Annotated in this window: 20 protein-coding genes and 2 tRNA genes; 8 read left to right on the top strand and 14 right to left on the bottom strand. The window is 43.6% G+C overall.

Annotation, left to right across the window (positions count from 1 at the left end; all coding sequences use genetic code 11):
* Nucleotide 1: 1 nt before the first annotated feature.
* The 5 genes from pilQ to HHA43_RS07020 are packed head-to-tail and all read right to left on the bottom strand — an operon-like array spanning nt 2 to nt 5,125.
* Nucleotides 2-2,140 carry a type IV pilus secretin PilQ family protein gene (pilQ, locus tag HHA43_RS07040; protein WP_168542252.1) on the bottom strand — a complete coding sequence of 713 codons (2,139 nt, stop codon included), beginning with the start codon at nt 2,138-2,140 and terminating at the stop codon, nt 2-4.
* Nucleotides 2,141-2,200: 60 nt separating this feature from the next.
* The gene (locus HHA43_RS07035; RefSeq protein ID WP_104852650.1) at nt 2,201-2,725 is read right to left on the bottom strand and encodes a pilus assembly protein PilP; all 525 of its coding nucleotides are present in this window, start codon (nt 2,723-2,725) and stop codon (nt 2,201-2,203) included.
* Entirely contained in the window at nt 2,725-3,435 is a 711-nt protein-coding gene (locus HHA43_RS07030) for a type 4a pilus biogenesis protein PilO (RefSeq protein ID WP_104852651.1), read from the bottom strand. Before HHA43_RS07030 ends, HHA43_RS07035 begins: the two co-directional genes overlap by 1 nt.
* Nucleotides 3,432-4,067, bottom strand: coding sequence for a PilN domain-containing protein (locus HHA43_RS07025; protein ID WP_168542206.1), 636 nt, complete (start codon nt 4,065-4,067; stop codon nt 3,432-3,434). The genes HHA43_RS07030 and HHA43_RS07025 overlap by 4 nt, the downstream gene beginning before the upstream one ends.
* A complete protein-coding gene (locus HHA43_RS07020; protein ID WP_168418910.1) occupies nt 4,067-5,125 on the bottom strand; it encodes a pilus assembly protein PilM in 1,059 nt (352 codons plus the stop codon). The genes HHA43_RS07025 and HHA43_RS07020 overlap by 1 nt, the downstream gene beginning before the upstream one ends.
* A gap of 169 nt (nt 5,126-5,294) precedes the next feature.
* Between HHA43_RS07020 and ponA the strand changes: the two genes are divergently transcribed.
* Nucleotides 5,295-7,853 (top strand): penicillin-binding protein PBP1a, encoded by a 2,559-nt coding sequence (ponA, locus tag HHA43_RS07015; RefSeq protein WP_168542204.1) that lies wholly within the window; start codon nt 5,295-5,297, stop codon nt 7,851-7,853.
* Nucleotides 7,854-7,959: 106 nt separating this feature from the next.
* Here the strand turns inward: ponA and HHA43_RS07010 are convergent, their stop codons facing one another.
* The 8 genes from HHA43_RS07010 to HHA43_RS06975 form a co-directional block, all read right to left on the bottom strand.
* Nucleotides 7,960-8,763, bottom strand: coding sequence for a putative RNA methyltransferase (locus tag HHA43_RS07010; protein ID WP_168542202.1), 804 nt, complete (start codon nt 8,761-8,763; stop codon nt 7,960-7,962).
* 73 nt (nt 8,764-8,836) lie between these two features.
* A complete protein-coding gene (mraY, locus tag HHA43_RS07005; protein ID WP_168418907.1) occupies nt 8,837-9,955 on the bottom strand; it encodes a phospho-N-acetylmuramoyl-pentapeptide-transferase in 1,119 nt (372 codons plus the stop codon).
* Nucleotides 9,956-11,365 (bottom strand): UDP-N-acetylmuramoyl-tripeptide--D-alanyl-D-alanine ligase, encoded by a 1,410-nt coding sequence (locus HHA43_RS07000; RefSeq protein WP_168542200.1) that lies wholly within the window; start codon nt 11,363-11,365, stop codon nt 9,956-9,958. It lies immediately after the preceding gene.
* Nucleotides 11,366-11,374: 9 nt separating this feature from the next.
* Complete coding sequence (locus HHA43_RS06995) at nt 11,375-12,868, bottom strand: UDP-N-acetylmuramoyl-L-alanyl-D-glutamate--2,6-diaminopimelate ligase (RefSeq protein ID WP_168542198.1); 1,494 nt, start codon at nt 12,866-12,868, stop codon at nt 11,375-11,377.
* Between the two features lie 10 nt (nt 12,869-12,878).
* Complete coding sequence (gene ftsI / locus HHA43_RS06990; protein ID WP_168542196.1) at nt 12,879-14,702, bottom strand: penicillin-binding protein PBP3; 1,824 nt, start codon at nt 14,700-14,702, stop codon at nt 12,879-12,881.
* 12 nt (nt 14,703-14,714) lie between these two features.
* Nucleotides 14,715-14,990: a cell division protein FtsL gene (ftsL, locus tag HHA43_RS06985; protein ID WP_413784402.1), complete on the bottom strand. Its 276-nt coding sequence runs from the start codon at nt 14,988-14,990 to the stop codon at nt 14,715-14,717.
* A 62-nt stretch (nt 14,991-15,052) separates the two neighbouring features.
* Entirely contained in the window at nt 15,053-15,964 is a 912-nt protein-coding gene (rsmH, locus tag HHA43_RS06980) for a 16S rRNA (cytosine(1402)-N(4))-methyltransferase RsmH (RefSeq protein WP_168418902.1), read from the bottom strand.
* Nucleotides 15,965-16,161: 197 nt separating this feature from the next.
* The gene (locus HHA43_RS06975) at nt 16,162-17,175 is read right to left on the bottom strand and encodes a sulfate ABC transporter substrate-binding protein (RefSeq protein ID WP_168418901.1); all 1,014 of its coding nucleotides are present in this window, start codon (nt 17,173-17,175) and stop codon (nt 16,162-16,164) included.
* Nucleotides 17,176-17,672: 497 nt separating this feature from the next.
* On the opposite strand from HHA43_RS06975, the gene HHA43_RS06970 reads away from it, so the two are divergent.
* From HHA43_RS06970 to HHA43_RS06950, 5 genes are all read left to right on the top strand, one after another.
* Nucleotides 17,673-17,969, top strand: coding sequence for a hypothetical protein (locus HHA43_RS06970; RefSeq protein WP_168418900.1), 297 nt, complete (start codon nt 17,673-17,675; stop codon nt 17,967-17,969).
* A gap of 140 nt (nt 17,970-18,109) precedes the next feature.
* On the top strand, nt 18,110-19,618 hold the full coding sequence (gene gltX, locus HHA43_RS06965; protein WP_168542194.1) for a glutamate--tRNA ligase: 1,509 nt from the start codon (nt 18,110-18,112) through the stop codon (nt 19,616-19,618).
* A 57-nt stretch (nt 19,619-19,675) separates the two neighbouring features.
* A tRNA-Ala gene (locus tag HHA43_RS06960) sits at nt 19,676-19,751 on the top strand.
* A 36-nt stretch (nt 19,752-19,787) separates the two neighbouring features.
* Nucleotides 19,788-19,863: transfer RNA gene (locus tag HHA43_RS06955), tRNA-Glu, on the top strand.
* A 153-nt stretch (nt 19,864-20,016) separates the two neighbouring features.
* Complete coding sequence (locus tag HHA43_RS06950; protein WP_026438243.1) at nt 20,017-20,358, top strand: membrane protein; 342 nt, start codon at nt 20,017-20,019, stop codon at nt 20,356-20,358.
* A 123-nt stretch (nt 20,359-20,481) separates the two neighbouring features.
* On the opposite strand, the gene ettA is transcribed toward HHA43_RS06950, so the two are convergent.
* Nucleotides 20,482-22,143: an energy-dependent translational throttle protein EttA gene (ettA, locus tag HHA43_RS06945; RefSeq protein ID WP_168542192.1), complete on the bottom strand. Its 1,662-nt coding sequence runs from the start codon at nt 22,141-22,143 to the stop codon at nt 20,482-20,484.
* 282 nt (nt 22,144-22,425) lie between these two features.
* Between ettA and HHA43_RS06940 the strand changes: the two genes are divergently transcribed.
* Both HHA43_RS06940 and HHA43_RS06935 read left to right on the top strand, forming a co-directional pair.
* Nucleotides 22,426-23,703 carry an O-acetylhomoserine aminocarboxypropyltransferase/cysteine synthase family protein gene (locus HHA43_RS06940; RefSeq protein ID WP_168418898.1) on the top strand — a complete coding sequence of 426 codons (1,278 nt, stop codon included), beginning with the start codon at nt 22,426-22,428 and terminating at the stop codon, nt 23,701-23,703.
* 306 nt (nt 23,704-24,009) lie between these two features.
* Nucleotides 24,010-24,897 (top strand): SDR family NAD(P)-dependent oxidoreductase, encoded by an 888-nt coding sequence (locus tag HHA43_RS06935; RefSeq protein WP_168460772.1) that lies wholly within the window; start codon nt 24,010-24,012, stop codon nt 24,895-24,897.
* Nucleotides 24,898-24,981: the final 84 nt, after the last annotated feature.

The raw sequence follows: 24,981 nt of genomic DNA, 5'->3' as shown, positions 1-24,981 counted from the left end.
ATTAATGATTTCTTGAAACACTGTCATTAACAATTCGTGGTGTAACAAAAATCAGCAACTCACGTTTGTTATCTGACTTGATATCTTTACGGAATAAACGTCCGATATAAGGGATATCGCCCAAGAACGGAACCTTGGTTTGTGAGTTGGCAGTTTGCTGCTCAAAAATACCACCCAAGACCACAGTTTCACCATTATCTACCAAGACATTGGTATTGACTGCATTCTTGTTAATCGTGAGCTGACCGGTTGGTGTAGGCGCACCTGGTGAGTCACTGGTGATATCCAATTGCATTTGCACCTTGCCATCTGGCGTTATACTTGGCGTCACATCCAAACTTAAAGTCGCATCAATAAATTCTGTGGTCGAGACAGCATTAACACCGCCACCTTCAGAAGATTGGTATGGAATTTGAGTACCCGATGCAACTTTGGCATTTTGCTTATCTGCAGTCAGTACTTTTGGTGTTGAAATCACTTCACCATAGCCATCGGCTTGTAATGCAGACAATTCCAAATCCAACATAAAGTCAGATAAACTGATTAAACCAAACGCAATACGGCTGGCACCTGGACTGGTCACACCTAAATCGACATTGAGGTTTTGCGGACGCTCAATATCATAAGTATAGCCGCCTAACTCGCTATTCTCTGCTGGCTCACGCAAGTTCCACAAAGTGGTATCACTACCACCCACCAACAAGTGATTATTGTTGGTGATCCCTTGTGACAAGATACCCCACTTCACACCCATCTCTTTGGTGAAATCTGTGGTTGCACGTACGATACGTGCTTCAATCATCACTTGTTTCACAGACACATCAAGCAAATCAATCATCTGACGAATCTGATCAATTTTTGCTGAAGTATCATTAATAATTAAGGTATTGGTACGTGGATCTACAGACACTGTACCGCGAGGGCTGAGCAAGCTCCCCACGCTATCACCTAATGGGTCAGCTCCAGAACCTGTATTTGAACTACCACTACGTGATGCATTTTTACCTTCAGTAATAAGCTTCTCAATATCTGCGGCTTTAGCATAGTTCAACTGAATATATTCAGTTTGCAGTGGTGCCAATTTAACACTTTGTGCAATCGCTTTGGCTTCTTCTTCTTCCGCCTTAATCAACTCAGAAACTGGCGCAATCCAGATCACATTACCATTACGGCGCTTGTCTAAATTTTTGGTTTTCAGAATAATGTCTAAGGCTTGATCCCAAGGCACATCTTTTAAACGTAAGGTGATATTACCTTGTACTGTATCTGCAGCCACCATATTGATGCCTGTAAAGTCTGCCAACAGCTGTAATACACGACGCACTTCGATATCTTGGAAGTCCAATGAAATCTTTTTACCTGTGTAGCTTTGTGCTGCACGTGGCTTAAACGGGTTTTTATCAACTGGGCGTTTTAAGCTGATGGTGAGCTTGTCTTCTGCCTGATAGGCCATATATTCATAGCTACCTGCAGCCTGAATGGTGATCACGCCATTGCTACCATCATTATGCGCATCAATGGTTGATACTGGGGTTGCAAAGTCATTCACATTCAGGCGACGAGCCAAATGCGCAGGGACTTTATTGCCCAAAGTACGTACGACAATTTTGCTGCCTTGTTGCTGTACATCTACAGGGGTGTTGCTACCCAATAGGTCAATTACCACCTGACCTTCACCTTCGCCACCACGTTGGAAACCAATATTGGAAATTCCTTGTGCGCTACGTTGTGCAGTCACTGCTGCAACAGGTGTGGCTGTAGTTGAGTTGATCTTTAAAATAAAGGTATTGCCTTCAACACGTGTCGTAAACGCACCTGCATCAGCCAAGTTCACAGTTAAACGTGAACGCTGCGCATCTGAGCTGACCTCTACAGAACTCGCTTCTTTGGTCGCCACTGCAATACTGTTTTGTTTCAGCGTTTGTTGTGCTTTATCAAAGTCTAGAATCAAACGCGCAGGTTGTTCCAACTGATATGCCGCTGGCTGTGGTGGTAAGCCATTGAACATGACACGAATTTCCGTGCCTTGTCCTGGAATTTGCATTGGTACAATATTGGTAATGCTCACTTGGGCATTGGCCACTTGCATCACCGCCATTGCGACTGCACCCATTGAAAACTGACGGAACAAATTGTTCATTGTATTACCATCCCCAAAAATAAAATCTTTCACACTGTTATTCATTTTTATTCCTTTAATTTATGGCGCAGGCCCAATTAAAACCAAACTTCTTGGACGTTCTACATAACCTTCACGACCATCTGGAATAATCTCGATTAAATCAATTTGCGTTGGTGTAATGTTCACCACACGACCATGATTTACCCCCATATAACTGCCACGCTGGATACGCTCAATCTCACCATCTGGTGTTTGAATCAATGCCAAAATTTGACCATTTTGACGCATACTACCTTTCATGGTCAGTGATTCAAGTGCGTAGTTTTCCAGTGGTTGTAACTGGCGAGCAAGGTTCGGATAAACACGCTTCCCTGCCATAATTTTAAGTTCAGCAGCCAAAGAACTTGGCATAAATGGGCTTTTCAGCTGATGCGCTGCATAGTTGAATGTTGGCGCAGGCTCAAACACGGGGGCAGGTTCAATCGGCAATGGTGGCTGATTACGGATTTCAGCCATTTGTGCATTGACTGCATCAATTCGAGAATCACAGCCTACCATTAACACAGTTGCCAGTAGAGCCAACGAAAGCTTTTCAATTTTCATTACTGTGCCCCTCCAGCAGTGTTAGCCGCAGTTTGTGTATCTGCACTACCCACATAACGATATGTCTTCGCTTGCGCTTTATATGTCACTTGTGGAATATCTGTTTTCTTGTCTTTATTTTCAGTCGCCACAATTTCAAAATCATGCATGGTCACAATACGCGGCAATGCTGCAGTACCACTTACAAATGAACCAAAAGCGTGATAGTCACCTGTTGCTTCAATCGAAATTGGCTGCTCAATAAAGAACTCTTGTTTAATTTCATTCTCTAAGCGAATGTTTTTAAACTTCAAGCCTGAATTAACACCTGTTACGTTGATGTCTTCAACTAAGCCTGGAATTTCAGTTTCTTTCGGTAATTGCTCAAGCTGCTGGTTAAAGTTAGCTTCCATTTCTTGTAATTGCGCTTGATATTGCTGCAAATTACGCAATTTAGAATCTTTTTCACGGAACTCGTTTAATAAATTCTGTTCTTGTGCATGCGCTGCAGCAATGGCATCTAACTTCGGCTTAATTACGACAAAATAGCCTAGTGCCGCAATTAAGAAAATAATGAAAATCCAGCAGGTAATTTTGACCGAAAGTGGCCAACCACCATAGTTATTTGGATCAAGGGTATTAAACTGCTGAAAAAACTTCTCAACGGTCATTTTCTTTTTCGGAGCAACAGCAGCTTCCTGATTTACTTCATCAAATTCATCGAGACTCATTGTGCTGCCCCCGCTGCTGATGTTGAATTAGGATCTGTAGCGGTCACTGGAATTGCGATTTCTTCTAAATCAGAAGTCACCACAAATGTGCCATAACTTTCCTCAACACGAGGAACTACAGAACTTGGTGCTTTATCTTTATTTTCTTCTTTGGCTAAGAATGAATTCATAAATGCATTGCGATACCACGGCGATGCTTCCAAATTACGTAAAAATTCTGCAACCGTATTTGGACTTTCTGCCTTGCCTTCAAAGGTAAATTTATTGCCAGTACGCGTCACTTTGGTCAAATACATATTGCTTGGTGTCACACGCACGAGCTCATCCACCAAACGTACCGCAATTGGACGTTGGCTTTGTAAGCCCTGAATCAGCTTCATACGCTCTACAATTGCATTACGCTGTTCTTGTAAGCCTTCCAAAGATTTTAGTTGTACATCTAGGTTTTGGTTGGTACTGATAACCAATTGATTGGCTTGTTCTTGATCTGCCAATTTTGCATTGTAGAAAAACCACGCCAATGCGACAGCCAACACCCCTACAGCAGCTGCTGCAACACAAAATACAATAAATTCTTTTTTACGTTTTTCTCTTAGCTCATCGCGCCAAGGGAGTAAGTTAATCTTTGCCATTAATCAAAACTCCTCATTGCTAAACCACATGCCACCATCAAGGATGGTGCATCACTTTCAATTCTTTTAATGTCGATTTGTGGAGAGAAGCCCATTTGCAAGAATGGATTGGCAATGGTCACACGGTAGCCCAGTTTTTGCTGCAATAATTTCGCAAGACCTGGAATATTGGCATTCCCCCCTGCCAATAAAATGTGATCAATTTCGTTAAATTGTGAAGATGAAAAGAAGAACTGCAATGAACGTGCGGCTTGTTGTACCACAGCCTCCAAGAACGGTTCTAACACCTCAACGTCGTAATCATCTGGCAAGGTACGGCTCTTTTTGGCACGTCCCGCTTCTTCATACGATAAACCATAACGGTTTTGAATTTCTTGAGTCAGCTGTTTGCCGCCAAAGGTTTGCTCACGGGTGTAAATAATTTTGTTATTTTGCAGAACCGACAATGTGGTCATGGTGTGACCAATGTCTAGAATACCAATTGTGTTCACACCCATAGGCAGGGTATCGGAGAACACTTTAAAGGCATTTTCAATTGCAAAACTTTCAACATCAGCAATTTTGGCGGTCAATCCACCTAAATCCAATGCTTCAACTCGTGCTTCCACGTTTTCTAAACGGGTGGCCACCAGTAACACATTGACACGGTTTGGATTGGCTAAGCGATCTGGTAAAACTTCAAAATCCAGACTGACTTCGTCTAATGGGAATGGAATATATTGCTCGGCGTCCATACGAATTTGAACTTCACGCTCATCGCTAGTCATATCTGCATCCATTTCAATGATTTTGGTAATTACCATTGATGTTGGAATTGCTAAGGCTGCAGATGTAGATTGCGTGTTTGCTAAGTTCAATGCACGTTCAAGCGCATCCCCGACTGCTTCTGGATTGAGAATGTTTTTTTCGACCACACTGCCTTCTGGAAGAGGGACCAGCGCATAGCTTTCGACCCAATATCTCCCATTCTTAACAGAGAGTTCTAATAACTTAACAGAAGTAGAACTAATATCTACACCTATTAACCCCTTACTTGGCTTACGATATAACCTACGCACAATAGTACCATTCCTATTATTTTTTTATCCCCAAAAAAATTTAACCTACTAATCTGCGCTGGTCTATAATTTTTTACGGATACAATAATTCATCTAACAATCCGTAAATCTACTCGCTATACTGACCAGCAATTAGTTTGCTATTAGCGCTTATTAAAACGCACTTGTTATGAAAAAGCTATCTTGTTCGGGTCGTGTTCATCCATTTTTTTTGATCATTATTATAATTTTGGTCGCAATACCGATGGGTTTCTATGGCATGTATCTCTATATTGCCCCATCTTTGCCAGAAATGACCACCTTAAAAAAAGCACCATTACTAAAGCCATTACAGGTTTACAGTGCCGATAATGAGCTGATTGCGGAGTACGGTGGCAAACTTTCTGTACCTGTTGATTACGAACATATTCCTGAAAAATTTATTTTAGCTTTTTTGGCTGCCGAAGATTCTGCCTTCTTTGAACACAGTGGTATTAGCTTCAAAGGCCTTGGGCGTGCTGTGAGTGAAGCGGTAACGGGCTCTAATGTGCAAACAGGTGGCTCTACCATTACCATGCAAGTTGCGAAAAATTATTATTTAAGCCCTGAACGCACCCTAAAACGCAAACTGACCGAAATTTTTTTAGCACGAAAAATTGAACAGAACCTGAGTAAAGAAGAAATTTTGACCTTGTACGTCAATAAAATCTTTTTGGGTAAAAATGCTTATGGTATCGCGGCAGCTGCAAAAATTTATTACAACAAAAGCTTAGAAGAACTCTCTATTGCACAAATGGCAATGATTGCAGGTTTACCCAAAGCACCATCACGCTATAACCCTGTCGTCAATCCTGAACGTGCTTTAGAGCGTCGCAACTGGATTTTAGGACGCATGTTGCAATTAGGGTATATCAACCAAAATGAGTACCAAAAAGCGATTGCTGAACCCATTAATCTAGATATGCCTGATCGCAGTATCAGCAATAAACATCCATATATTGGCGAGATGGTTCGTTCAGAATTGGTGAAAAAGTTTGGTGAACAAGCGGTAGATTCTGGCTACAAAGTCTACACCACAGTAGACAGCAAGCGTCAAATGTACGCAGAACAAGCCGTACAGGAAGGTTTGGAGGCCTATGACCGTCGACATGGCTGGCGTGGCGCTGAAGCGCATGACAAGCCTCTGACAGAATTTCGTGCCTATGCCAATACTTACCCAGCCCAAGTCACGAAAGTGCTAAACAATTCTTTTGAAGCCTTAATGCAGGATGGTTCAACTGTAACGGTACCTTGGTCTGGAATGTCTTGGGCACGTCCCTACCGCAATGCCAACAGTGTAGGCAATGCGCCAAGTCGTGCATCACAGATTGTAAAAGTCAAAGATATTGTCCGTTTACGTCCAAATGACAATAAAACTGCATGGGCCTTGGTTCAAGTACCCAAAGTGCAAGGACAATTGGTTGCAATCAACCCCAACAACGGTGCTATTGAAGCGTTGGTCGGTGGTTATAATTTCTATCAATCTAAATTTAACCGCACCTTACAAGGCTGGCGTCAGCCAGGTTCTACCATTAAACCCTTTGTTTATGCACTGGCTTTAGAGCGTGGCATGACCCCACACACCATGGTCAATGACAGCCCGATTACCATTGGAAAATGGTCGCCACGTAACTCCGATGGTCGCCATTTGGGTATGATACCATTGCGTCGCGCGTTGTATTTATCACGTAACACGGTATCTGTACGTTTATTGCAGGACGTTGGGATTGAACGTACCCGTCAGTTGTTTATGGATTTTGGTTTGCAGGAAGATCAGATTCCGCGCAACTACACCATTGCATTAGGCACACCACAAGTCTTGCCTATTCAAATGGCGACAGGTTATGCCACCTTTGCCAATGGCGGTTACCGTATTCAGCCACACTTCATTAACCGCATTGAAGATGCCTATGGCAAGGTGATTTACCAAGCTAATCCTGAATATGCCTGCATTGCCTGTATTAATGCCAAAGAACAAACCATAGAAAGTGCCGAAGCCACAACCCCTGATGATGAAGTGATTGAAGTCACCAATCAAAAATTGGCAGAGGCAGAAGTTGCGCAAGATTCAAAAATTTTGGCAGAACGCAGTCAGTACAAACAAGCACAGCGTATTTTAAAATCTAGTTCTGCCTATGATATGTCCAACATTTTACGTGATGTGATTCAACACGGCACTGGTCGTGCCGCGCTCAGAATTGGCCGTGGTGATATTGGCGGCAAAACAGGAACCACCAATGATGCCAAAGATGCATGGTTTGCGGGCTTTAACAGCAAGCTGGTGACTGTGGCCTGGGTCGGGTTTGACCAACCGACCACTTTAGGTCGTCGTGAATACGGCGGTGTGGCTGCTTTACCAATTTGGACGGACTTTATGGGCAATGCGCTCAAAGGAACACCTGAAGCTTGGGTAAGCTTGGACAACAAAGCCAAAGCACCACAGCGTGAGCTGAATCAACTGACCGCAGAACAGCAACAAGATTATCGCGCCTCTCCACCTCTGGCACGTCCGTTGTATCGCCCTGCACCTGCTGCACCGGTACGTGCACCTGAACGTGATTTTGATGACTTGCCAGGCGAGGAAGTGTTGATACCAGACAACAATACGCCACCACCGATGCAAACGCCAGAAAATACACCGACTAAACCAACGCCTGCACCAAAACCTGCACCCGATGCTTTGGAAAACTTAATTGATGAAGTCTTGTAAGCACAGACACCATCAGCTAGCAAAAAGCCCTCATTCGCAATGATGAGGGCTTTTTTATGAGCACAGCTTGGACTTAAATAGCAGCCCGATTTTTAAAACCTAGCGCTTACTTTTTTTGGAACAGGTAAATTTGATGTTGTGCAGATAGTTCAAATTGAGCATGTTGCTCTAATGCCTGACGACGCTCAGGTTTGGCCTTATAGGCATAAGGTGTCATCGCAATCAAATGTTTTAAATCTGTTTGACTGAGCTGTAACGGTGTCTTCACCACACTGGCATCCACCAATTCAAAAGCATCTTGTAATTGAGTAACAAATTTTTCAGGCTCATGCGGTTTGACATCTTCAAACAAGGCCTGACGCATGGTCAGCAAGTGTTCAGGCGCTGGCGTAACCACCAGCAAATAACCTTGTGGCTTGAGTACCCGTAAAATTTCCTGCTTAGGTATTGGACTAAACAAACTGCTGCAAACATCAATGCAATGATCCAACACAGGCAAAGTTGCACCTGTACCCACCACCCAAGTCACTTCTGAATTCAGTTTAGCCGCCACTTGTACTGCATTTTTGGCAATATCTACCCCTACACATTGCATGACTTCAGCTTGCATAGCTGCAGTGTAATAACCTTCGCCACAGCCAATATCCAACAGATTTTCTATACGTAGTTCACGCAATTTTTGTACCACTGCCTGTTGCAAAGGTGCATAGTGCCCCGCACTTAAAAAGGCACGGCGTGCCTGTACCGAAACAGGTGTATCTCCTGGGTTTTTACTGTGTTTATGCTGCACGACATGCAAGTTGACATAGCCTTGTTTCGCGACATCATAACTGTGGTTGCTGGCACAGCGCCACGTTCTGTCATGCAGTTGTAAGACCTGACGACACACAGGACACATCAGCAGATTCATGATTTTCTCCAAAGCAGGCGGCATAAAAAAGTCGGCAGGTGCCGACTTTTCAAGGTTTTTCGGTTCTTTTGGCTTAGCGTAATTTTAAGGTCATTAGGCCTAAAACCACCAGCATAATTGTAATAATCCAGAAGCGAATCACCACTTGGGTTTCACGCCAGCCTTTCTTTTCGTAGTGGTGATGCAACGGCGCCATTAAAAAGACACGTTTATTGCGCATACGCAGTGAACCAATTTGCAGGAATACTGAAATGGCTTCCACCACAAATACACCGCCCATAATCGCAAAGACGATTTCCTGACGTACCATTACAGCAATCGTACCCAGCATTGCCCCCAAAGACAGTGCGCCCACATCGCCCATAAACACTTGTGCAGGATGCGCGTTATACCACAGGAATGCCAAGCCAGCACCAATCATTGCTGCGCAGATCACCACCAGTTCAGAGGCATATTTCACATAAGGAATATGTAAATAATCTGCAAAGCGAACATCCCCCGCCAAGTAGGCAAATACACCCAAACCTGCTGCAACTAGCACGATTGGCATAATCGCTAAACCGTCTAAACCATCGGTCAGGTTAACTGCATTTGAGGCACCATTAATAACTAAATAGGTAAAGATAATGAAACCTATACCCAATGGAATCAGTGACAATGGAATACTGAAATCTTTAAAAAATGGGATCAAGACATCCAGCATATCTGCAGTTTGCGCAGGGTTTGGCTGTTGGGTTGCAATCACATACAACGCAATACCTGCCCCTAACGATGCCACCGAAGTCCAGAAGAACTTTTTACGTGCTGGCAAGCCAGCATTGTCTTTGTAGCGAATTTTAATCCAGTCATCCGCCCAGCCTACAGCGCCAAAGATCACCATGACCGCAAGTACAATCCAGACATAAGGGTTAGATAAGTCTGCCCATAACAACGTGGAAATACCAATCGAGAGCAGGATTAATACCCCACCCATGGTAGGTGTACCCATCTTTTTGGCATGTCCTTCTGGTGCATATGAACTAACTGCTTGACCGTATTTCAATGCTTGCAGTTTACGAATCATCACAGGGCCAAGCACCAAGCCAATGCCAAGTGCAGTCAATACACTCAGTAATGAACGTAATGTTAAATAACGAACCACTTGAAACGAACTGTGATAGCCCGCAAGCTGTTCAAATAACCATAACAGCATTTAAATTTTCTCCATCAATGCAGCCATCAACGTTTCCATATGGGTATAACGAGAACCTTTAAATAGGAAACTCATGGACTGAGGTTGATGTGTTTTTACCAGATCAATTAAAAACGGCAAGGCTTGTTCCTGCGTTACAAAGGCCTGTAATTTTTTTCCAAATTGGGTACTACGCGCGCCCTCTTGAGTCGCAGGTGAAAATTCACCCACAGCCACCACAAAATTAATGCCACGAATAGAAACTAAATCCCGTCCTAGCATATAGTGTTGCTGTGCCGCACTGTTGCCAAGCTCACCGATATCACCTATCACCATGACCCGCACGCCCGTTTGCTGTGCCAAAACTTCACCTGCAGCACGCATTGAAGTTGGATTGGCATTATAGGTGTCATCAATGAACAAATGTGCGCCTTGCTGAATAAAGTTTAAACGGCCTTTGGCCCCTTGCGCTTGCTCCAAGCCCGCCACAATATCATCTAAACTCACGCCAATTGCCAGTGCAAAGGCTGCAGCAGCCGTGGCATTTTGTACATTGTGTTCGCCGGCAAAAGGTAAATTGACCTGACGTGTGCCTTGTGCGGTATTTAAGCAAAAACTTGCCGATTGTGGCTGCAACTGAATCTCTGTGGCAAAAACATCACCGCCTTCACCAAAACTTAGACGCTGTTCTGACTGAACGGCTTGTTGAATCTGTTCAGCAAAATCATCGGCAGCAGGCACAATGGCAGTACCTTGTGGTGCAAGATGTGCATAGATTTCTGACTTCGCCCGACAAATGCCCTCACGTCCACCAAATTCACCCAAATGTGCCGTACCAATATTGATAATGCCTGCCACATGCGGCTGCACCAAGTTTGAAGTGTAATCGATTTCACCTTGATGACTGGCACCCAATTCCATTACGGCATATTGATGGCTTGTGTTCAATTCCAGCAACATCATCGGCACTCCCAAATCATTATTCAGGTTGCCACGGGTAATTAAGGTCGGTGCCAAACGTGACAAAATACTGCCGAGCATTTCTTTGGTGGTGGTTTTACCACTGCTGCCTGTTAAAGCAATCACTTTTAATTGTGGATGTTGCTGACGACGAAAGGCACCCAAGTGTCCTAAGGCTAAACGGGTGTCAGATACCACGAGCTGACAAATATCTGCGTCGACAGGCTGGCTGACAATCGCCATTGAACAGCCCTGGGTCGCCACTTGAGCCACAAAGTCGTGTGCATCAAAACGCTCACCTTTTAATGCCAAAAAGGCATCGCCTGCTTCTGCATGCCGTGAATCAGTCAAAATACGTTTAATCTCGCCCTGTGGTGTTTGTCCGTTCAGCCAATAACCTTGTGTTGCCTGTTGCAGTTGTTCTGCAGTCCAAGGTTCTAAAATTGCAGTACTGGTGGTGGAAGTGTGCATACAAATTCCTTATTGCGCAGGGTAAGCAGAAGGTGAGCAATGTTGTGCATCTATCGCAGCTTGCACTTCAATCACATCATCAAACCAGTGTCTTACCCCATCTATTTCTTGATAATTTTCATGACCTTTGCCTGCAATCAACACAATATCACCTGATTGAGCATGTTGAACGGCATATTTAATCGCTTCACGGCGATCATGAATTTCATGCGTTTGTACTACTGATAAATCTACACCTGCCTGCATATCGGCAAAAATTTGTAAAGGATCTTCTGTGCGTGGGTTATCTGAGGTCAAGAGCACAACATTGGCATAATCTAGTGCTGCTTGGGTCATGAGTGGACGCTTGCCACGGTCACGGTCACCACCGCAACCAAATACTGCCCAAAGCTGTGCGCTGACATGGCGTTTTAGGGTTTGCAGTACTTGAATCAAGGCATCTGGGGTATGTGCATAATCCACCACAAACAGACGCTCTGCATCACGCAGCACTTGCATACGGCCAGGTGCACCTTTCAGTTGTAGTACAGTCGCAATCAAGTCAGCCAACTCAAAACCTGCCTGCTCAGCCGCAATTAAACTCGCCACCAAGTTTTCAACATTAAAATGCCCGAGCAATGGACTTTGCACCACATATTCTGCCGTAGCAGTTTGTAAATGGAAACGTACGCCATTCAGACTGTATTCAATTTGCTGTACTTGATAATCAGCCGCTTGCTGAGTTGAATAAGTCAAAATTTTCGGTTGTGCAGGATTCTGCTGCGCAGCTTGCAGCATGATCTCAGCATATTCATCATCCAAATTAATAATCGCGACTTTTAAACTGGCAAACTGAAACAACATGGCTTTAGCGGCAGCATAGGCTCCCAAAGTGCCGTGATAATCCAAATGATCACGGCTCAGGTTACTGTATACCGCAATTTCGATGTCGCAACCATTTAAGCGACCTTGCTCTAAGCCATGTGAACTGGCTTCAATTGCAGCAAATGCTGCCCCTTGCTGGGCGTAATTGTGCAAAGCATTTTGTAGTTGCAAGGCATCCAACGTCGTGTGCGTTGAAGCTTCTAAATTCGGTAAAATGCCGTTACCTATTGTGCCCATGACCGCGCAGCGTTGATCTTGCAACATCAACAATTCAGCAATTAAACGTGAAATGGTGGTCTTGCCATTGGTGCCTGTGACCGCAAGTATGCGTGCCAAACGTACAGGCTGCACGGCTTGTAAATATTGTTTTTGCCACTGCCCCATGCGCTGACGCACATCTGACACCACCAAATTATGCGCTACCGCCAAGGGTATTTCTGAAATCACCGCCAATGCACCTTGTGCTAAAGCGGCTTGGGCAAATGCAACGGTTTTTTCAGGCTGTGACAAACTGGTCAGGGCGATAAAAATTTGACCTGCACGTACATGACGGCTATCCAGTTGAAAGCCCTGAAATTCTTGTGTCATCCAATCTGCAACGCTTGCTGTGCGGTAAATATCTTGAAAGCGAATCGACATGCGTCACCTGTTATGGAGTGTTGGGAGTTTCTAAAGGTTTATCTAAAGGTACGTTCATTAAACGTAACGATTCTTGCATCACACGAGCAAACACAGGCGCTGCCACCAAACCACCATAATACTGACCCGTTGGGTTTTCTACGACCACCACCATCGCCAAACGTGGATCGCTCACTGGAGCAACCCCTGCAAATAAAGCACGATATTCAGTTTGTGAGTAACCTTTGCGGTCTGCGCGAAGTTTATGTGCCGTCCCTGTTTTACCTGCAACCCGATACCCAGGAATATTGGCTTGACGAGCAGTACCGCCTGGCAAGGTCACCGCTTCCATCATCAGCATCACTTGATCGGCAATTTTGGCATCCACAATTTGTTCGCCTTTGGGCTGTTCTTCCAGCTTATATAGGCTAAGCGGCATTTTAACGCCTTTATTGGCCAGCATGGCATAGGCATCTGCCAATTGCAGCACAGTGGCATTTAAACCATAGCCATAGGACATGGTCGCCACTTCTGACACATTCCATTTACTTGGCGGCAAGATTAAACCTGCGCTTTCACCCGGGAATTTAACGGCAGAACGTGCACCGAAACCGAGACGTTTATAAAAAGTTGGTAAAGTTGCATAAGGTAACGACAAGGCAATTTTCGCTACACCTACGTTAGATGATTTTTGAATAATCCCCGCCAAAGTCAGTGACCCATAGTTATGCGTATCGCGAATGGTGTGATTACCCACCCGCATTGAACCACCGCTTAAATTAACCACGGTATTCGGTGAATATTTACCGCTTTCCAGTGCCATTGCCACTGTCATCGGTTTCATGGTCGAACCCGGCTCAAAAGAATCGACCGCACCACGGTTACGCATCGCATCTTTGTTCGATAAGCTTTTTTTGTCATTCGGGTTATACGATGGCCAACTGGTCATTGCCAGAATTTCACCTGTTTTGACATCTACCGCAATAGCAGTTGCCGAACGTGCATTATTGGCGACACCTGCTGCGGTTAATTCACGGTACATAATGTACTGCAAACGTGAATCAATACTTAAGGTGATATTTTCACCCGGTTCTACTTCTTTAATGACTTCAGGGTCTTTAACTCGGTTACCTTTTTTGTCACGGATGATTTGCTGTTCGCCATCTACACCAGCCAAACGGGTATTCAGCTGCATTTCCAAGCCTTCAATACCTGTGCCCTCACTGTTGGTCAAACCAATAATTTGTGCATTCGGCTGCGGCTGTGGGTAATAACGCTTATAGTTTTTTTCGGTATATACCCCTTGGAAATTGCGTTTTAAAATCAGTTCTGCCTGTTGCGGTGGCACTTCTTTTTGCAGCACCAAATAACGTGAGCGTGGACGCTCATTCATTTTTTGTTTGAGTTCCTGACGATCCATGCCAACCGCATCGGCCAGTTCATCTAAATTTAAGTTTTTATCTGGTAACTGACGACGCAATTTACGGCTAGTCGGATTTTTCTCCAGCTCTGCGGTAATTTCATCAAACAACTTTTTATTGTCAAAATAATCACGTGGATCAATCACCACTTTCATAATTGGGGTACTAATTGCCAAAGGCACGCCATTGCGGTCATAAATCACCCCACGCATGGCTTTTAGTTTTTCAGTTCTTAAAATATTGGCATTGGCTTTGTTTTGTAAAAAATCATGGTTGATAATTTGCACATAGAATGCCCGCCCCACCAGTGCCACGAACACCAGTAGAACCACGCTCCACATTAAGTAAAAACGCCACATTTCAACATGAATGGCATTTTTTCCAGTGACCGATTGTTGTTTCTTTCGGGTTTGCTTTTTACGCGCATCAACCATGTGCCAGCCGCCTTATTGTTCTGAAGTTGTAGGCAAAGAAATCACCACCGTTTGTGCTGCAGGCGGAGAATACATGCGCAGCTGCGTCACAGCACGGGTACCAATTTGTGCTGTTGCCCCAAAGGTTTGTTGCTCAATCAGTAAACGCCCCCATTCTGCATTTAAGTCGTCACGCTCGCGGTTAAACGAACTGAGCTGACGATAATCATGACGATACTCAAACACTTGAAATACCACCATAATTGCACTAATAAACACCAGTGCCAACAAAATAAAATAAGCGACCATTTTTTTTAGTCGTGATGGCGTTAGATTTTTTTCTACAGCGTCTGTTTTCATTATTGGCCTTTTCAAGCTAATCGTTCTGCAACACGTAACCATGCACTGCGTGAGCGTGGGTTGGCTTTCACTTCAGCATCACTGGCACGTACCCGCGCAATTTTTTTCAGGCGTCTCGTATCTTGTTGCTGTTGTGGCAAGCCCCAGCCCGTATCTTCAGGCAAGCTCGATTCTTTTTGAATAAACTGTTTGATTAAACGATCTTCCAAAGAGTGGAAGCTAATCACCGCCAAACGGCCTTGGGGCTTTAACACCTCGACCGCCTGCGGCAAGAAGGTTTCAATATCTTCTAATTCTTTATTAATCGCAATACGAATGGCCTGAAAGGTGCGAGTAGCAGCGTGTTTGTTCTTTTCCCATTTCGGGTGCGCCACTTTTACAATTTCAGCCAATTGTGCCGTGGTCTCAATATAGCCTGCCTGTTTAATGGCTTTGGCAATACGGCGGCTATAGCGCTCTTCGCCATATTGGAAAATCACATTGGCCAAAGCTTCTTCTGCAATATCGACTAACCATTCTGCTGCAGTTGGCCCCTGAGAGTTGTCCATACGCATATCGAGTGGACCATCTTTCATAAAACTAAAGCCACGCTCGGCCTGATCCAATTGCGGTGAAGACACACCTAAATCGGCCATCACACCATCTACCTGTGTAATGCCTAAAGCATTCAATTCTTGCTGTAGGTCGGCAAAACTGGCATGAATAATCTGAAAACGAGAATCTTGCTGAGCCAATTCCGCTGCCACTGCCAATGCTTGCGGGTCTTTATCAAATGCATAGACCCGTGCCTGTGCATCAAGTTTGGACAATAACAAACGAGTATGACCACCACGACCAAAGGTAGCATCGACATAAATTCCTGTATTGCGATCTGCCAACATGGCATCAACAGTTTCATGAAGTAATACAGAAATATGCGACATAGGGTTCATTCAATACAGCTAAAATGTAACTGCACATTATTACCTTGTTTTGACAAAGCTCCAAACGTCTTTTTGTAGATAAATATTACTTTTCATAGGGAAATCCGTTTTTGGCTTTTTTTAGACACAAAAAAATCTCCGTAGAGATTTTTTTGTGTGTTGATCTGATGATCAATCAGGCGACAGCGAAGTATTGCTTAACGCTTAGAATTATAAATTTGGTCAAAAATCGCACCATTCACAAAGTGTGTTTTTTGTGCATTTGCCCAACCACCAAAAACTTCATCAATAGTGAACGTTTTTAGCTTTGGAAATTGTGCTGCATATTTTGCCAACACTTTTTCATTACGTGGGCGGTAGAAATGCTTAGCTGCCATTTCCTGACCTAAAGGTGAATATAAATAGTTGATATAACCTGTCGCCAACCATTTATTGCCATTTTTCTCTACCGTACGGTCTACCACAGCCACTGAAGGTTCAGTCAAAATAGAAATTGAAGGATAAACAATATCAAACTTGTCTTTACCTAAAGTTTTTAAGGTCACTAAGGCTTCGTTTTCCCAAGTTAAAAGCACATCACCAATGCCACGCTCAGCAAATGTCGTCATAGAAGCGCGTGCCGCAGAGTCCATCACTTTCACATTGTGGTACATCTTGCCCACAAATTCCTGTGCTTTGGCTTTAGAACCACCCGGTTGCTTCTCTGCATAACCCCAAGCCGACAAATACACCCAACGTGGCAAGCCGCCAGTTTTCGGGTTTGGCGTAATAATTTCTACGCCCGGTTTGGTTAAGTCCTTCCAGTCTTTAATCTGTTTTGGGTTACCTTTACGTACCATAAATACGATGGTTGAGGTATATGGCGCAGAGTTATGTGGGAACTCTTTTTGCCAACCTGCTTGGATTTGCCCTGACTTTACAATTTCTTCAATGTCGTTAGCCAAGGCCAAAGTCACCACATCGCCCTTTAAGCCATCTACCACCGAACGGGCTTGCTTGCCCGAACCACCATGCGACTGCTTGAAATTTACAGTGATACCCGTACGTTTTTTCCAGTACTGACCAAACGACTGGTTAAATTCATCATAAAATTCGCGGGTTGCATCATAAGATACATTTAAAAACTGACGATCTGCAGCCTGAGCAGTCGTTGCAGCAAAACCTGTTGCCAATAGCGCAGCAGCCAATAAAGCTTTGAATTGAGTTTTCATTACAGCACACATCATCTTTAAACTGCCGCCAATATATGCAATCCCATCACGCTGCGCAATTCAGTAAAATGAGGCAAAATATCCAAATAATTAAATCATTTCAGCTTAAGCATTTATTTTTATTCACTTTAAAGTTTAAAATCTCGCTTATTCCAAATTTATACCTTTTTTGTGAATTGGATATACAAAAATCGAATAATGATTTCAGGCTATTTCGTATTTTTAATCTCCATCAAGCTCATCACAATTGTTCTAACACTATTTTTATTGTGACTTTTGTAACAATCTTCACGATCTCTCCACACTTGTTTGTTACAACATGTTCTAAATGACAGATCATCTGCAAAATCGGTATATAGTCAATCCTGATTATTTACTATTTTGAAAAAAGTGTGACGCAAGTCTACTTTTTGGATGCTTTTTTGTGATTAAATGGTAACGGTATTAGAACAACTTATAAATTGTCAGTGCATTCATAAACAAAGGGGGAAATCAGAATGACATCTAAACTGATCTTGGCAACACTCATTAGCTTAAGCTCACTTGCTACGGTTAGCCATGCTGCAGTCATAAAGTCGGCTGAAACTAAAAGCAGCCTTGCACCTGCAAAAAACTCCCTAATTGAAAAAGCCATTACCCAGCAAAAACAGGCAGACAAGCAAAAATTTGAATCAAATAATGATTTAAAAGTACTGACCTCGATTAATGTTGCACCGACACAAAGCTTCTTTGCTTTGCAAAACCAACGTTTCAGCCGTTTTGTGCAAGCCTTATTCCCGCAAGGCAACTCATAAGCAACACCCAATTTCACTGCCTTTGATCCCCTTTTCAAAAGCAGCCGAACTGCCCAAGTACAGAATGTTGAATTTAACATTAAGTACTTGGGCTTTTTCGTTATAATAGTTTCAATTTACATTTTGAATTATTTTTGGTTATGACTGTTCGTACTCGTATTGCCCCATCTCCTACTGGCTTCCCGCACGTGGGAACGGCTTATATCGCCTTATTTAACTTATGTTTTGCCAAACAGCATGGCGGTGAGTTTATTCTTCGTATTGAAGATACCGACCAACTGCGTTCAACACCTGAATCTGAAAAAATGATTTTGGATTCATTGCGTTGGTTAGGCTTAAACTGGGCAGAAGGTCCAGATGTTGGTGGTCCTCATGCACCATACCGCCAATCTGAACGTATGGACATTTACAAGCAATATGCCTTGCAACTGGTTGAACAAGGCCATGCTTTTTACTGTTTCGCAACTGCAGAAGAACTGGATCAGATGCGTGCAGAACAGCAAGCACGTGGTGAAAGCCCTCGCTATGATGGTCGTGGCTTGAATCTTTCTACAGATGAAGTACAGCGTCGTTTAGCTGCAGGTGAACCGCATGTGATCCGCATGAAAGTCCCAACCGAAGGCGTATGTAAATTTAACGATATGCTGCGTGGTGAAGTGGAAATTCCATGGGCGCAGGTCGACATGCAAATTTTGCTCAAAACCGATGGCTTACCAACTTACCATCTAGCCAACGTGGTAGATGACCATTTAATGCAAATCACTCACGTAATTCGTGGCGAAGAATGGATTCCATCTGCACCCAAACATCAATTGCTATATCAATATTTTGGTTGGGATATGCCTGTGTTGTGTCACATGCCATTGTTGCGTAACCCAGATAAATCTAAATTATCTAAACGTAAAAACCCAACTTCAATTAACTACTACAAAGATATTGGGGTACTGCCAGAAGCCTTACTGAACTACTTAGGCCGTATGGGTTGGTCAATGCCAGATGAAAGTGAAAAATTCACGTTGGCCGAAATGATTGAACACTTTGATATTCAGCGTGTATCACTAGGTGGCCCAATTTTTGATGTAGAAAAATTGAACTGGCTGAATGGTCAATGGATTAAAGCATTATCTCCTGCTGAGCTGCTGGATACCTTGCTTGCATGGAAAGCAGATCGTGCCAAGCTTGAAGATATTGCGGCTGCAATTCAACCACGTATTAACTTGTTGTCTGAAGCGGTGAATTGGTCTGCTCATTACTTCAACCATTTCCCAAGCTTGAGCAAAGAACAGTTTGAAAGCAAAAAGCTATCTGAAGAACAAGTGCGTCAAAGTCTGCAATTTGCCATTTGGCGTTTAGAAAGCCTATTTACTTGGAACAATGACACCGTGAGCCAAACTCTCATGGATTTGGCCAACCAAATGGAAATCAAATTGCGTGATTTCATGCCTGCTTTCTTTATTGCTATTGCAGGTTCAACTGCGTCTACGCCAGTCATGCAAACCATGGTCACCATTGGCCCTGACCTAACTTTTGCACGTTTGCGCAATGCCTTAGAAGTTGTAGGCGGCCCAAGCAAAAAAGAAGTCAAAGTCTGGGAAAAACTGAATGAAAGCATCAAATTGCCGAAAAATGATGCAATTGATCCTGCTTAATTCATTTTTTTGTTGACGTGTGAACGCAATAGCCCTAATATTGCGCTCACACAGACTGGGGTCATAGCTCAGTTGGTAGAGCGCTACAATGGCATTGTAGAGGTCAGCGGTTCGATCCCGCTTGACTCCACCAAGTTTAAATAAGGCTTTACCTGTGTTGCCTCATCAAGTCCCTATCGTCTAGAGGCCTAGGACATCGCCCTTTCACGGCGGTAACCGGGGTTCGAATCCCCGTAGGGACGCCATATTCAAGATGAATATAAAGCACTTATCTTCATCTTATAAAGAAGCTCAAGCAACGACTTGGGCTTTTTTATTGCCCTGTTTTCTGACAGACTGTTTTTTATTTGTCGCACATTTCGTTAGAATAACAATTAGATCAGAATTTTGGAGTTGTAATGCAATACCGATGCCCTAAATGTCAAAGCCCAAAAATCATGCCTGTTGCACAGGCAGGTCAAGCAACGCCACGTCCTGTTGTGCCTAAAAGCTTGGTGATGCTCATTCCTGCGGTATTTGTATTATTGCTTCTGGTTTTAATTAGTATTGCCATGTGGATTTTTGGCGATGGTGCAGGCACAACCTTACAAAGCATTACTGTAGCGGTATTTGTTGTGTGCGTGATTGCAGGCTTCTTGTTCTACCGTGATTTGCCTGATTTTAAAATTTCCATGCAAGCTTTTATGCAGTCGCAAAAACAATGGAAGTGCCGTGAATGTTCACATGAGTGGGAAGTTTAAACGCTGCTAGTCTTTTTCAGATTTCACATCATGCTGTTGTCTTGATACTCAATCAACATGATTGAATGAACACAAAAAACCAGCCCTAAGGCTGGTTTTTTTATTTACAAACGTCGGGAATAATTACACACCGATTTTGCGATATTTTTGACGCTTGGTTACTAAGTCATCACCATCACGTTTGCGACGATATTCTTCGAATTCAGTATAGTTACCAGTGAAGAATTCTGGTGTTTCACCTTCAAATGACAAAATGTGCGTTGCAATACGGTCTAGGAACCAACGGTCATGCGAGATCACCATTACAGTACCTGGGAATACCAAAATGGCATCCTCAAGTGCACGTAAAGTTTCGATATCCAAGTCGTTTGATGGCTCATCCAGCAGGATCACGTTAGCGCCCATTTGCAGGATTTTGGCAAGTTGTAAACGGTTACGCTCACCACCCGACAATTGACCCACACGTTTTTGCTGATCTTGACCTTTGAAGTTAAAGCGACCGATATAGGCACGAGATGCAATTTCGTATTCACCAATACGCAAGATGTCTAAACCGCCAGACACTTCTTCCCATACGGTTTTGTTGTCGTCTAAGGTGTCACGAATCTGACCCACGTAAGCCACTTTAACCGACTCACCCAGCGTTACCGTACCAGAATCTGGTTGCTGTTCGCCAGTCATCATACGGAATAACGTCGTTTTACCTGCACCGTTCTCACCGACAATACCCACAATGGCACATGGTGGTACTGAGAAGCTTAGGTCTTTATACAGAGTACGGTCGCCGAACGATTTGCTGATCCCTTCAACTTCAATCACCTTGTTGCCCAGACGTGGACCAGGTGGAATGTAGATTTCAGAAGTTTCATTACGTTGCTGGAATTCACGCGAGTTAAGCTCTTCAAAGCGTTCCATACGTGCTTTGTTTTTCTTTTGCTGGCCTTTGGCATTAGAACGAACCCATTCAAGTTCTTTTTTCAATGCTTTAGCAAAAGACTCTTCCTGCTTCTGTTCTTGCTCTAGACGTGCGTTCTTTTGCTCTAACCAAGAAGAGTAGTTACCTTGGTATGGAATACCATGTCCACGGTCAAGTTCTAGAATCCATTCAGCCACGTTATCTAGGAAGTAACGGTCGTGCGTAATCGCGACGATGGTACCCGGGAAGTCTTTCAAGAAACGTTCTAACCATGCAACAGATGAGGCATCCAAATGGTTGGTCGGTTCGTCTAGTAGCAACATATCTGGTTTAGACAAAAGCAAACGGCAAAGTGCTACACGACGGCGTTCACCACCAGAAAGCTTAGAAACGTCTGCGTCCCAAGCAGGCAGGTTCAGTGCTGCAGCAGCTTGATCCATCTGGTTTGTAAGGTTGTGCGCATCCCAAGTTTGAATAATAGCTTCAAGCTTTTCTTGCTCTTTGGCTAGTGCGTCAAAGTCTGCATCTTCAGCCGCATATTCAGCGAAGACTTCATCAAGACGAGCCAAAGCATCAAGTGGCTCACGCAAGCCATCTTCCACGTTACCACGAACGTCTTTACTCTCGTCCAAAGGTGGTTCTTGCTCAAGATAACCAATTTTGATGCCTGGCTGCGCACGTGCTTCACCCGAGAAATCTTTGTCTACGCCCGCCATAATACGGAGCAACGTCGATTTACCTGCACCGTTTAAACCAAGCACACCAATTTTCGCACCTGGGAAAAATGATAAAGAGATGTCTTTCAGGATTTCGCGCTTAGGCGGAACCATTTTGGACACTCGGTTCATCGTATAAATATATTGGGCCACGTAGGACTCCTCAATAGAAAACCAAATCTGGGGCTCAGATGAGCAGCCCCTGCTCTAATGAGCGAAAAAATAATCGGGTATTATACCTGAATACAGAGAAAAAATAAGACACCTCAAACATCTTGCATGCTTTGTTACAACTCCGTCTTTAAGCTTGCAACCCGCCCATCTACTTAAGTGCTATATCAACTTTCACGCTAAATATTGCAATATTTTGACGCTTTCTTTCATATTGAAAAATGCTAGACTCAAGCCAATTTAACTCACGAAGATGAAGTAAACATGACCTATAAAGACGAAACCTTGGCGATTCATGCAGGATATAGCCCAGAACCGACCACCAAAGCAGTGGCTGTGCCAATTTACCAAACCACATCGTATGCCTTTGATAATACACAACATGGTGCCGATTTATTCGATTTAAAAGTACAAGGCAATATTTATACCCGTATTATGAACCCGACCACTGCGGTGTTGGAGCAACGTGTTGCTGCGCTTGAAGGCGGGATTGGTGCCTTGGCTTTGGCATCAGGTATGGCTGCTATCACTTATGCGATTCAGACCATTACCGAAGCAGGTGACAACATTGCTTCAGTATCGACGTTATATGGCGGAACGTACAACTTATTTGCTCATACTTTGCCAAAACAAGGCATTGAAGTGCGCTTCTTCGATTATCAGAATCCAGAAGCACTGCGTGACTTGATTGATGACAAAACAAAACTGGTCTTTGTAGAGTCCATTGGTAACCCACTGGGCAATATTATTGACCTTGAAGCGATTGCCAAAATTGCACACGAATACGGTATTCCTGTAGTGGTGGATAACACTGTGGCAACACCTGTATTGCAAAAATCATTTGATTTCGGTGCAGACATTATCATCCACTCACTGACCAAATATATTGGTGGTCACGGTACCTCTATTGGTGGCATTATTGTCGATAGCGGTAAATTCCCTTGGGGCAAATATCCTGAACGCTTTAAAGCACTCAACACACCAGACCCAAGCTATCACGGTGTCAACTATGTAGAAGCCTTAGGTGCTGCGGCTTATATCGCACGTGCACGTGTGGTACCACTGCGCAACACGGGTGCAGCCATTAGCCCGCACAACGTATTCCTGATTTTGCAAGGCCTAGAAACCCTAAGCTTGCGCATGGAACGCCATACCGAAAATGCGCAAAAAGTAGCGGAATATTTACAGGCTCATCCAAAAGTAAAATGGGTCAATTACGCAGGTTTAAAAGACCACCCTCAACATGCATTGGCGCAAAAATACGTAAAAGGCAAGCCATCGGCAATTCTGTCTTTTGGTGTACAAGATGGCCGTGAAGGTGGCACCCGCTTTATTGATGCCTTACAACTGTTCACTCGTTTGGTAAATATTGGTGATGCCAAGAGCTTAGCATGCCACCCTGCGACCACCACACACCGTCAGCTAAATGCCGATGAACTGAAAGCCGCAGGCGTAAGTGAAGATATGGTGCGTTTATCTATCGGGATTGAACATGCCGATGACTTAATTGCCGATTTGGAACAGGCTCTCGCTGCTGTATAAAAACTCATCAGTTCAAGCTTTATACTGGCATCCTGCTGATTTATTTCAACAGGATGCCTTTTTATTTTAATTTTTCCTTGAATGTCTTTGCATTAGCTTTATTTCATGGTAAAAATAAGAATAGCCAGCGTATTAAAATAGAGCAATTACTCTAAATTCATCTGAAAATTCAATCACTTATTTCATAGCTTTTTTTACACAATCGGCTATCATAAAGCCAAGTAAATCAGTCCAGATCACGGTAGGATTTGGATGAGCAATTTCAATAAAAACGACAATCTGGGAACTTAAATCAGGAATATTAGCGTGAAGCCAAAATTAGAGAAACTTTTTCAAAAGCGTGTAAATGGTAAAGTTGCCCTTATTACAGGTGCATCAAGTGGTATCGGTTTAACAGTGGCACATAAACTGGCCGATGCGGGTGCGCATGTGCTTTTAGTTGCACGTACTCAGGAAACCTTAGAACAAGTCAAAGCTGAAATTGAAGCCCGTGGTGGTAAAGCATCAGTTTTCCCTTGCGACCTAAACGATATGCAATCGATTGATGCGGTATCACAACAGATTCTTGCTTCAGTCGACCATATTGATATTCTGATCAATAACGCAGGTCGCTCAATCCGTCGTGCAGTACACGAGTCGGTTGACCGTTTCCACGACTTTGAACGTACCATGCAATTGAACTATTTTGGCGCGGTACGTTTGGTGCTAAATATTTTACCGCAGATGATGCATCGTAAAGATGGTCATATCATCAATATCAGCTCGATTGGCGTATTGGCCAACGCAACTCGCTTCTCTGCTTATGTTGCATCTAAAGCTGCGCTAGACGCATTTAGTCGCTGTCTATCTGCAGAAGCGCATACGCATAAAATTGCAATTACTTCGGTGTATATGCCATTGGTGCGTACCCCAATGATCGCACCAACCAAAATTTATAAGTACGTGCCAACACTTTCACCTGAACAAGCTGCAGATTTAATTGCTTATGCAATTGTGAAACGTCCGAAGAAAATTGCGACTCATTTGGGTCGTTTGGCTTCAATCACTTATGCAATTGCACCAGACATCAACAACAAACTCATGTCAATTGGTTATAACCTGTTCCCAAGTTCAACCGCTTCAGTCGGCGAACAGCAAAAACTCAACTGGGTACAAAAAGCGTATGCACGTTTATTCCCAGGTGAACACTGGTAATTCAACCTGCTCAAATTTGAATTTAGGCGACCAATCGGTCGCCTATTTTATAGCTTCATTTTTTACATCCCTTGCAATACCACA

Origin of the sequence: Acinetobacter sp. A2 (assembly GCF_012371325.1) — a bacterium.
Classification (GTDB): domain Bacteria; phylum Pseudomonadota; class Gammaproteobacteria; order Pseudomonadales; family Moraxellaceae; genus Acinetobacter.
The sequence above is the reverse complement of the archived record's forward strand: the minus strand, read 5'-3'. Positions and strand labels throughout refer to the sequence as shown.

Coding starts and splice junctions, on each gene's coding strand:
- pilQ (WP_168542252.1), bottom strand. CDS start 2,140: ATGAACAATTTGTTCCGTCAGTTTTCAATGGGTGCAGTCGCAATGGCG.
- HHA43_RS07035 (WP_104852650.1), bottom strand. CDS start 2,725: ATGAAAATTGAAAAGCTTTCGTTGGCTCTACTGGCAACTGTGTTAATG.
- HHA43_RS07030 (WP_104852651.1), bottom strand. CDS start 3,435: ATGAGTCTCGATGAATTTGATGAAGTAAATCAGGAAGCTGCTGTTGCT.
- HHA43_RS07025 (WP_168542206.1), bottom strand. CDS start 4,067: ATGGCAAAGATTAACTTACTCCCTTGGCGCGATGAGCTAAGAGAAAAA.
- ponA (WP_168542204.1), top strand. CDS start 5,295: ATGAAAAAGCTATCTTGTTCGGGTCGTGTTCATCCATTTTTTTTGATC.
- HHA43_RS07010 (WP_168542202.1), bottom strand. CDS start 8,763: ATGAATCTGCTGATGTGTCCTGTGTGTCGTCAGGTCTTACAACTGCAT.
- mraY (WP_168418907.1), bottom strand. CDS start 9,955: ATGCTGTTATGGTTATTTGAACAGCTTGCGGGCTATCACAGTTCGTTT.
- HHA43_RS07000 (WP_168542200.1), bottom strand. CDS start 11,365: ATGCACACTTCCACCACCAGTACTGCAATTTTAGAACCTTGGACTGCA.
- HHA43_RS06995 (WP_168542198.1), bottom strand. CDS start 12,868: ATGTCGATTCGCTTTCAAGATATTTACCGCACAGCAAGCGTTGCAGAT.
- ftsI (WP_168542196.1), bottom strand. CDS start 14,702: ATGGTTGATGCGCGTAAAAAGCAAACCCGAAAGAAACAACAATCGGTC.
- ftsL (WP_413784402.1), bottom strand. CDS start 14,990: ATGGTCGCTTATTTTATTTTGTTGGCACTGGTGTTTATTAGTGCAATT.
- rsmH (WP_168418902.1), bottom strand. CDS start 15,964: ATGTCGCATATTTCTGTATTACTTCATGAAACTGTTGATGCCATGTTG.
- HHA43_RS06975 (WP_168418901.1), bottom strand. CDS start 17,175: ATGAAAACTCAATTCAAAGCTTTATTGGCTGCTGCGCTATTGGCAACA.
- HHA43_RS06970 (WP_168418900.1), top strand. CDS start 17,673: ATGACATCTAAACTGATCTTGGCAACACTCATTAGCTTAAGCTCACTT.
- gltX (WP_168542194.1), top strand. CDS start 18,110: ATGACTGTTCGTACTCGTATTGCCCCATCTCCTACTGGCTTCCCGCAC.
- HHA43_RS06950 (WP_026438243.1), top strand. CDS start 20,017: ATGCAATACCGATGCCCTAAATGTCAAAGCCCAAAAATCATGCCTGTT.
- HHA43_RS06940 (WP_168418898.1), top strand. CDS start 22,426: ATGACCTATAAAGACGAAACCTTGGCGATTCATGCAGGATATAGCCCA.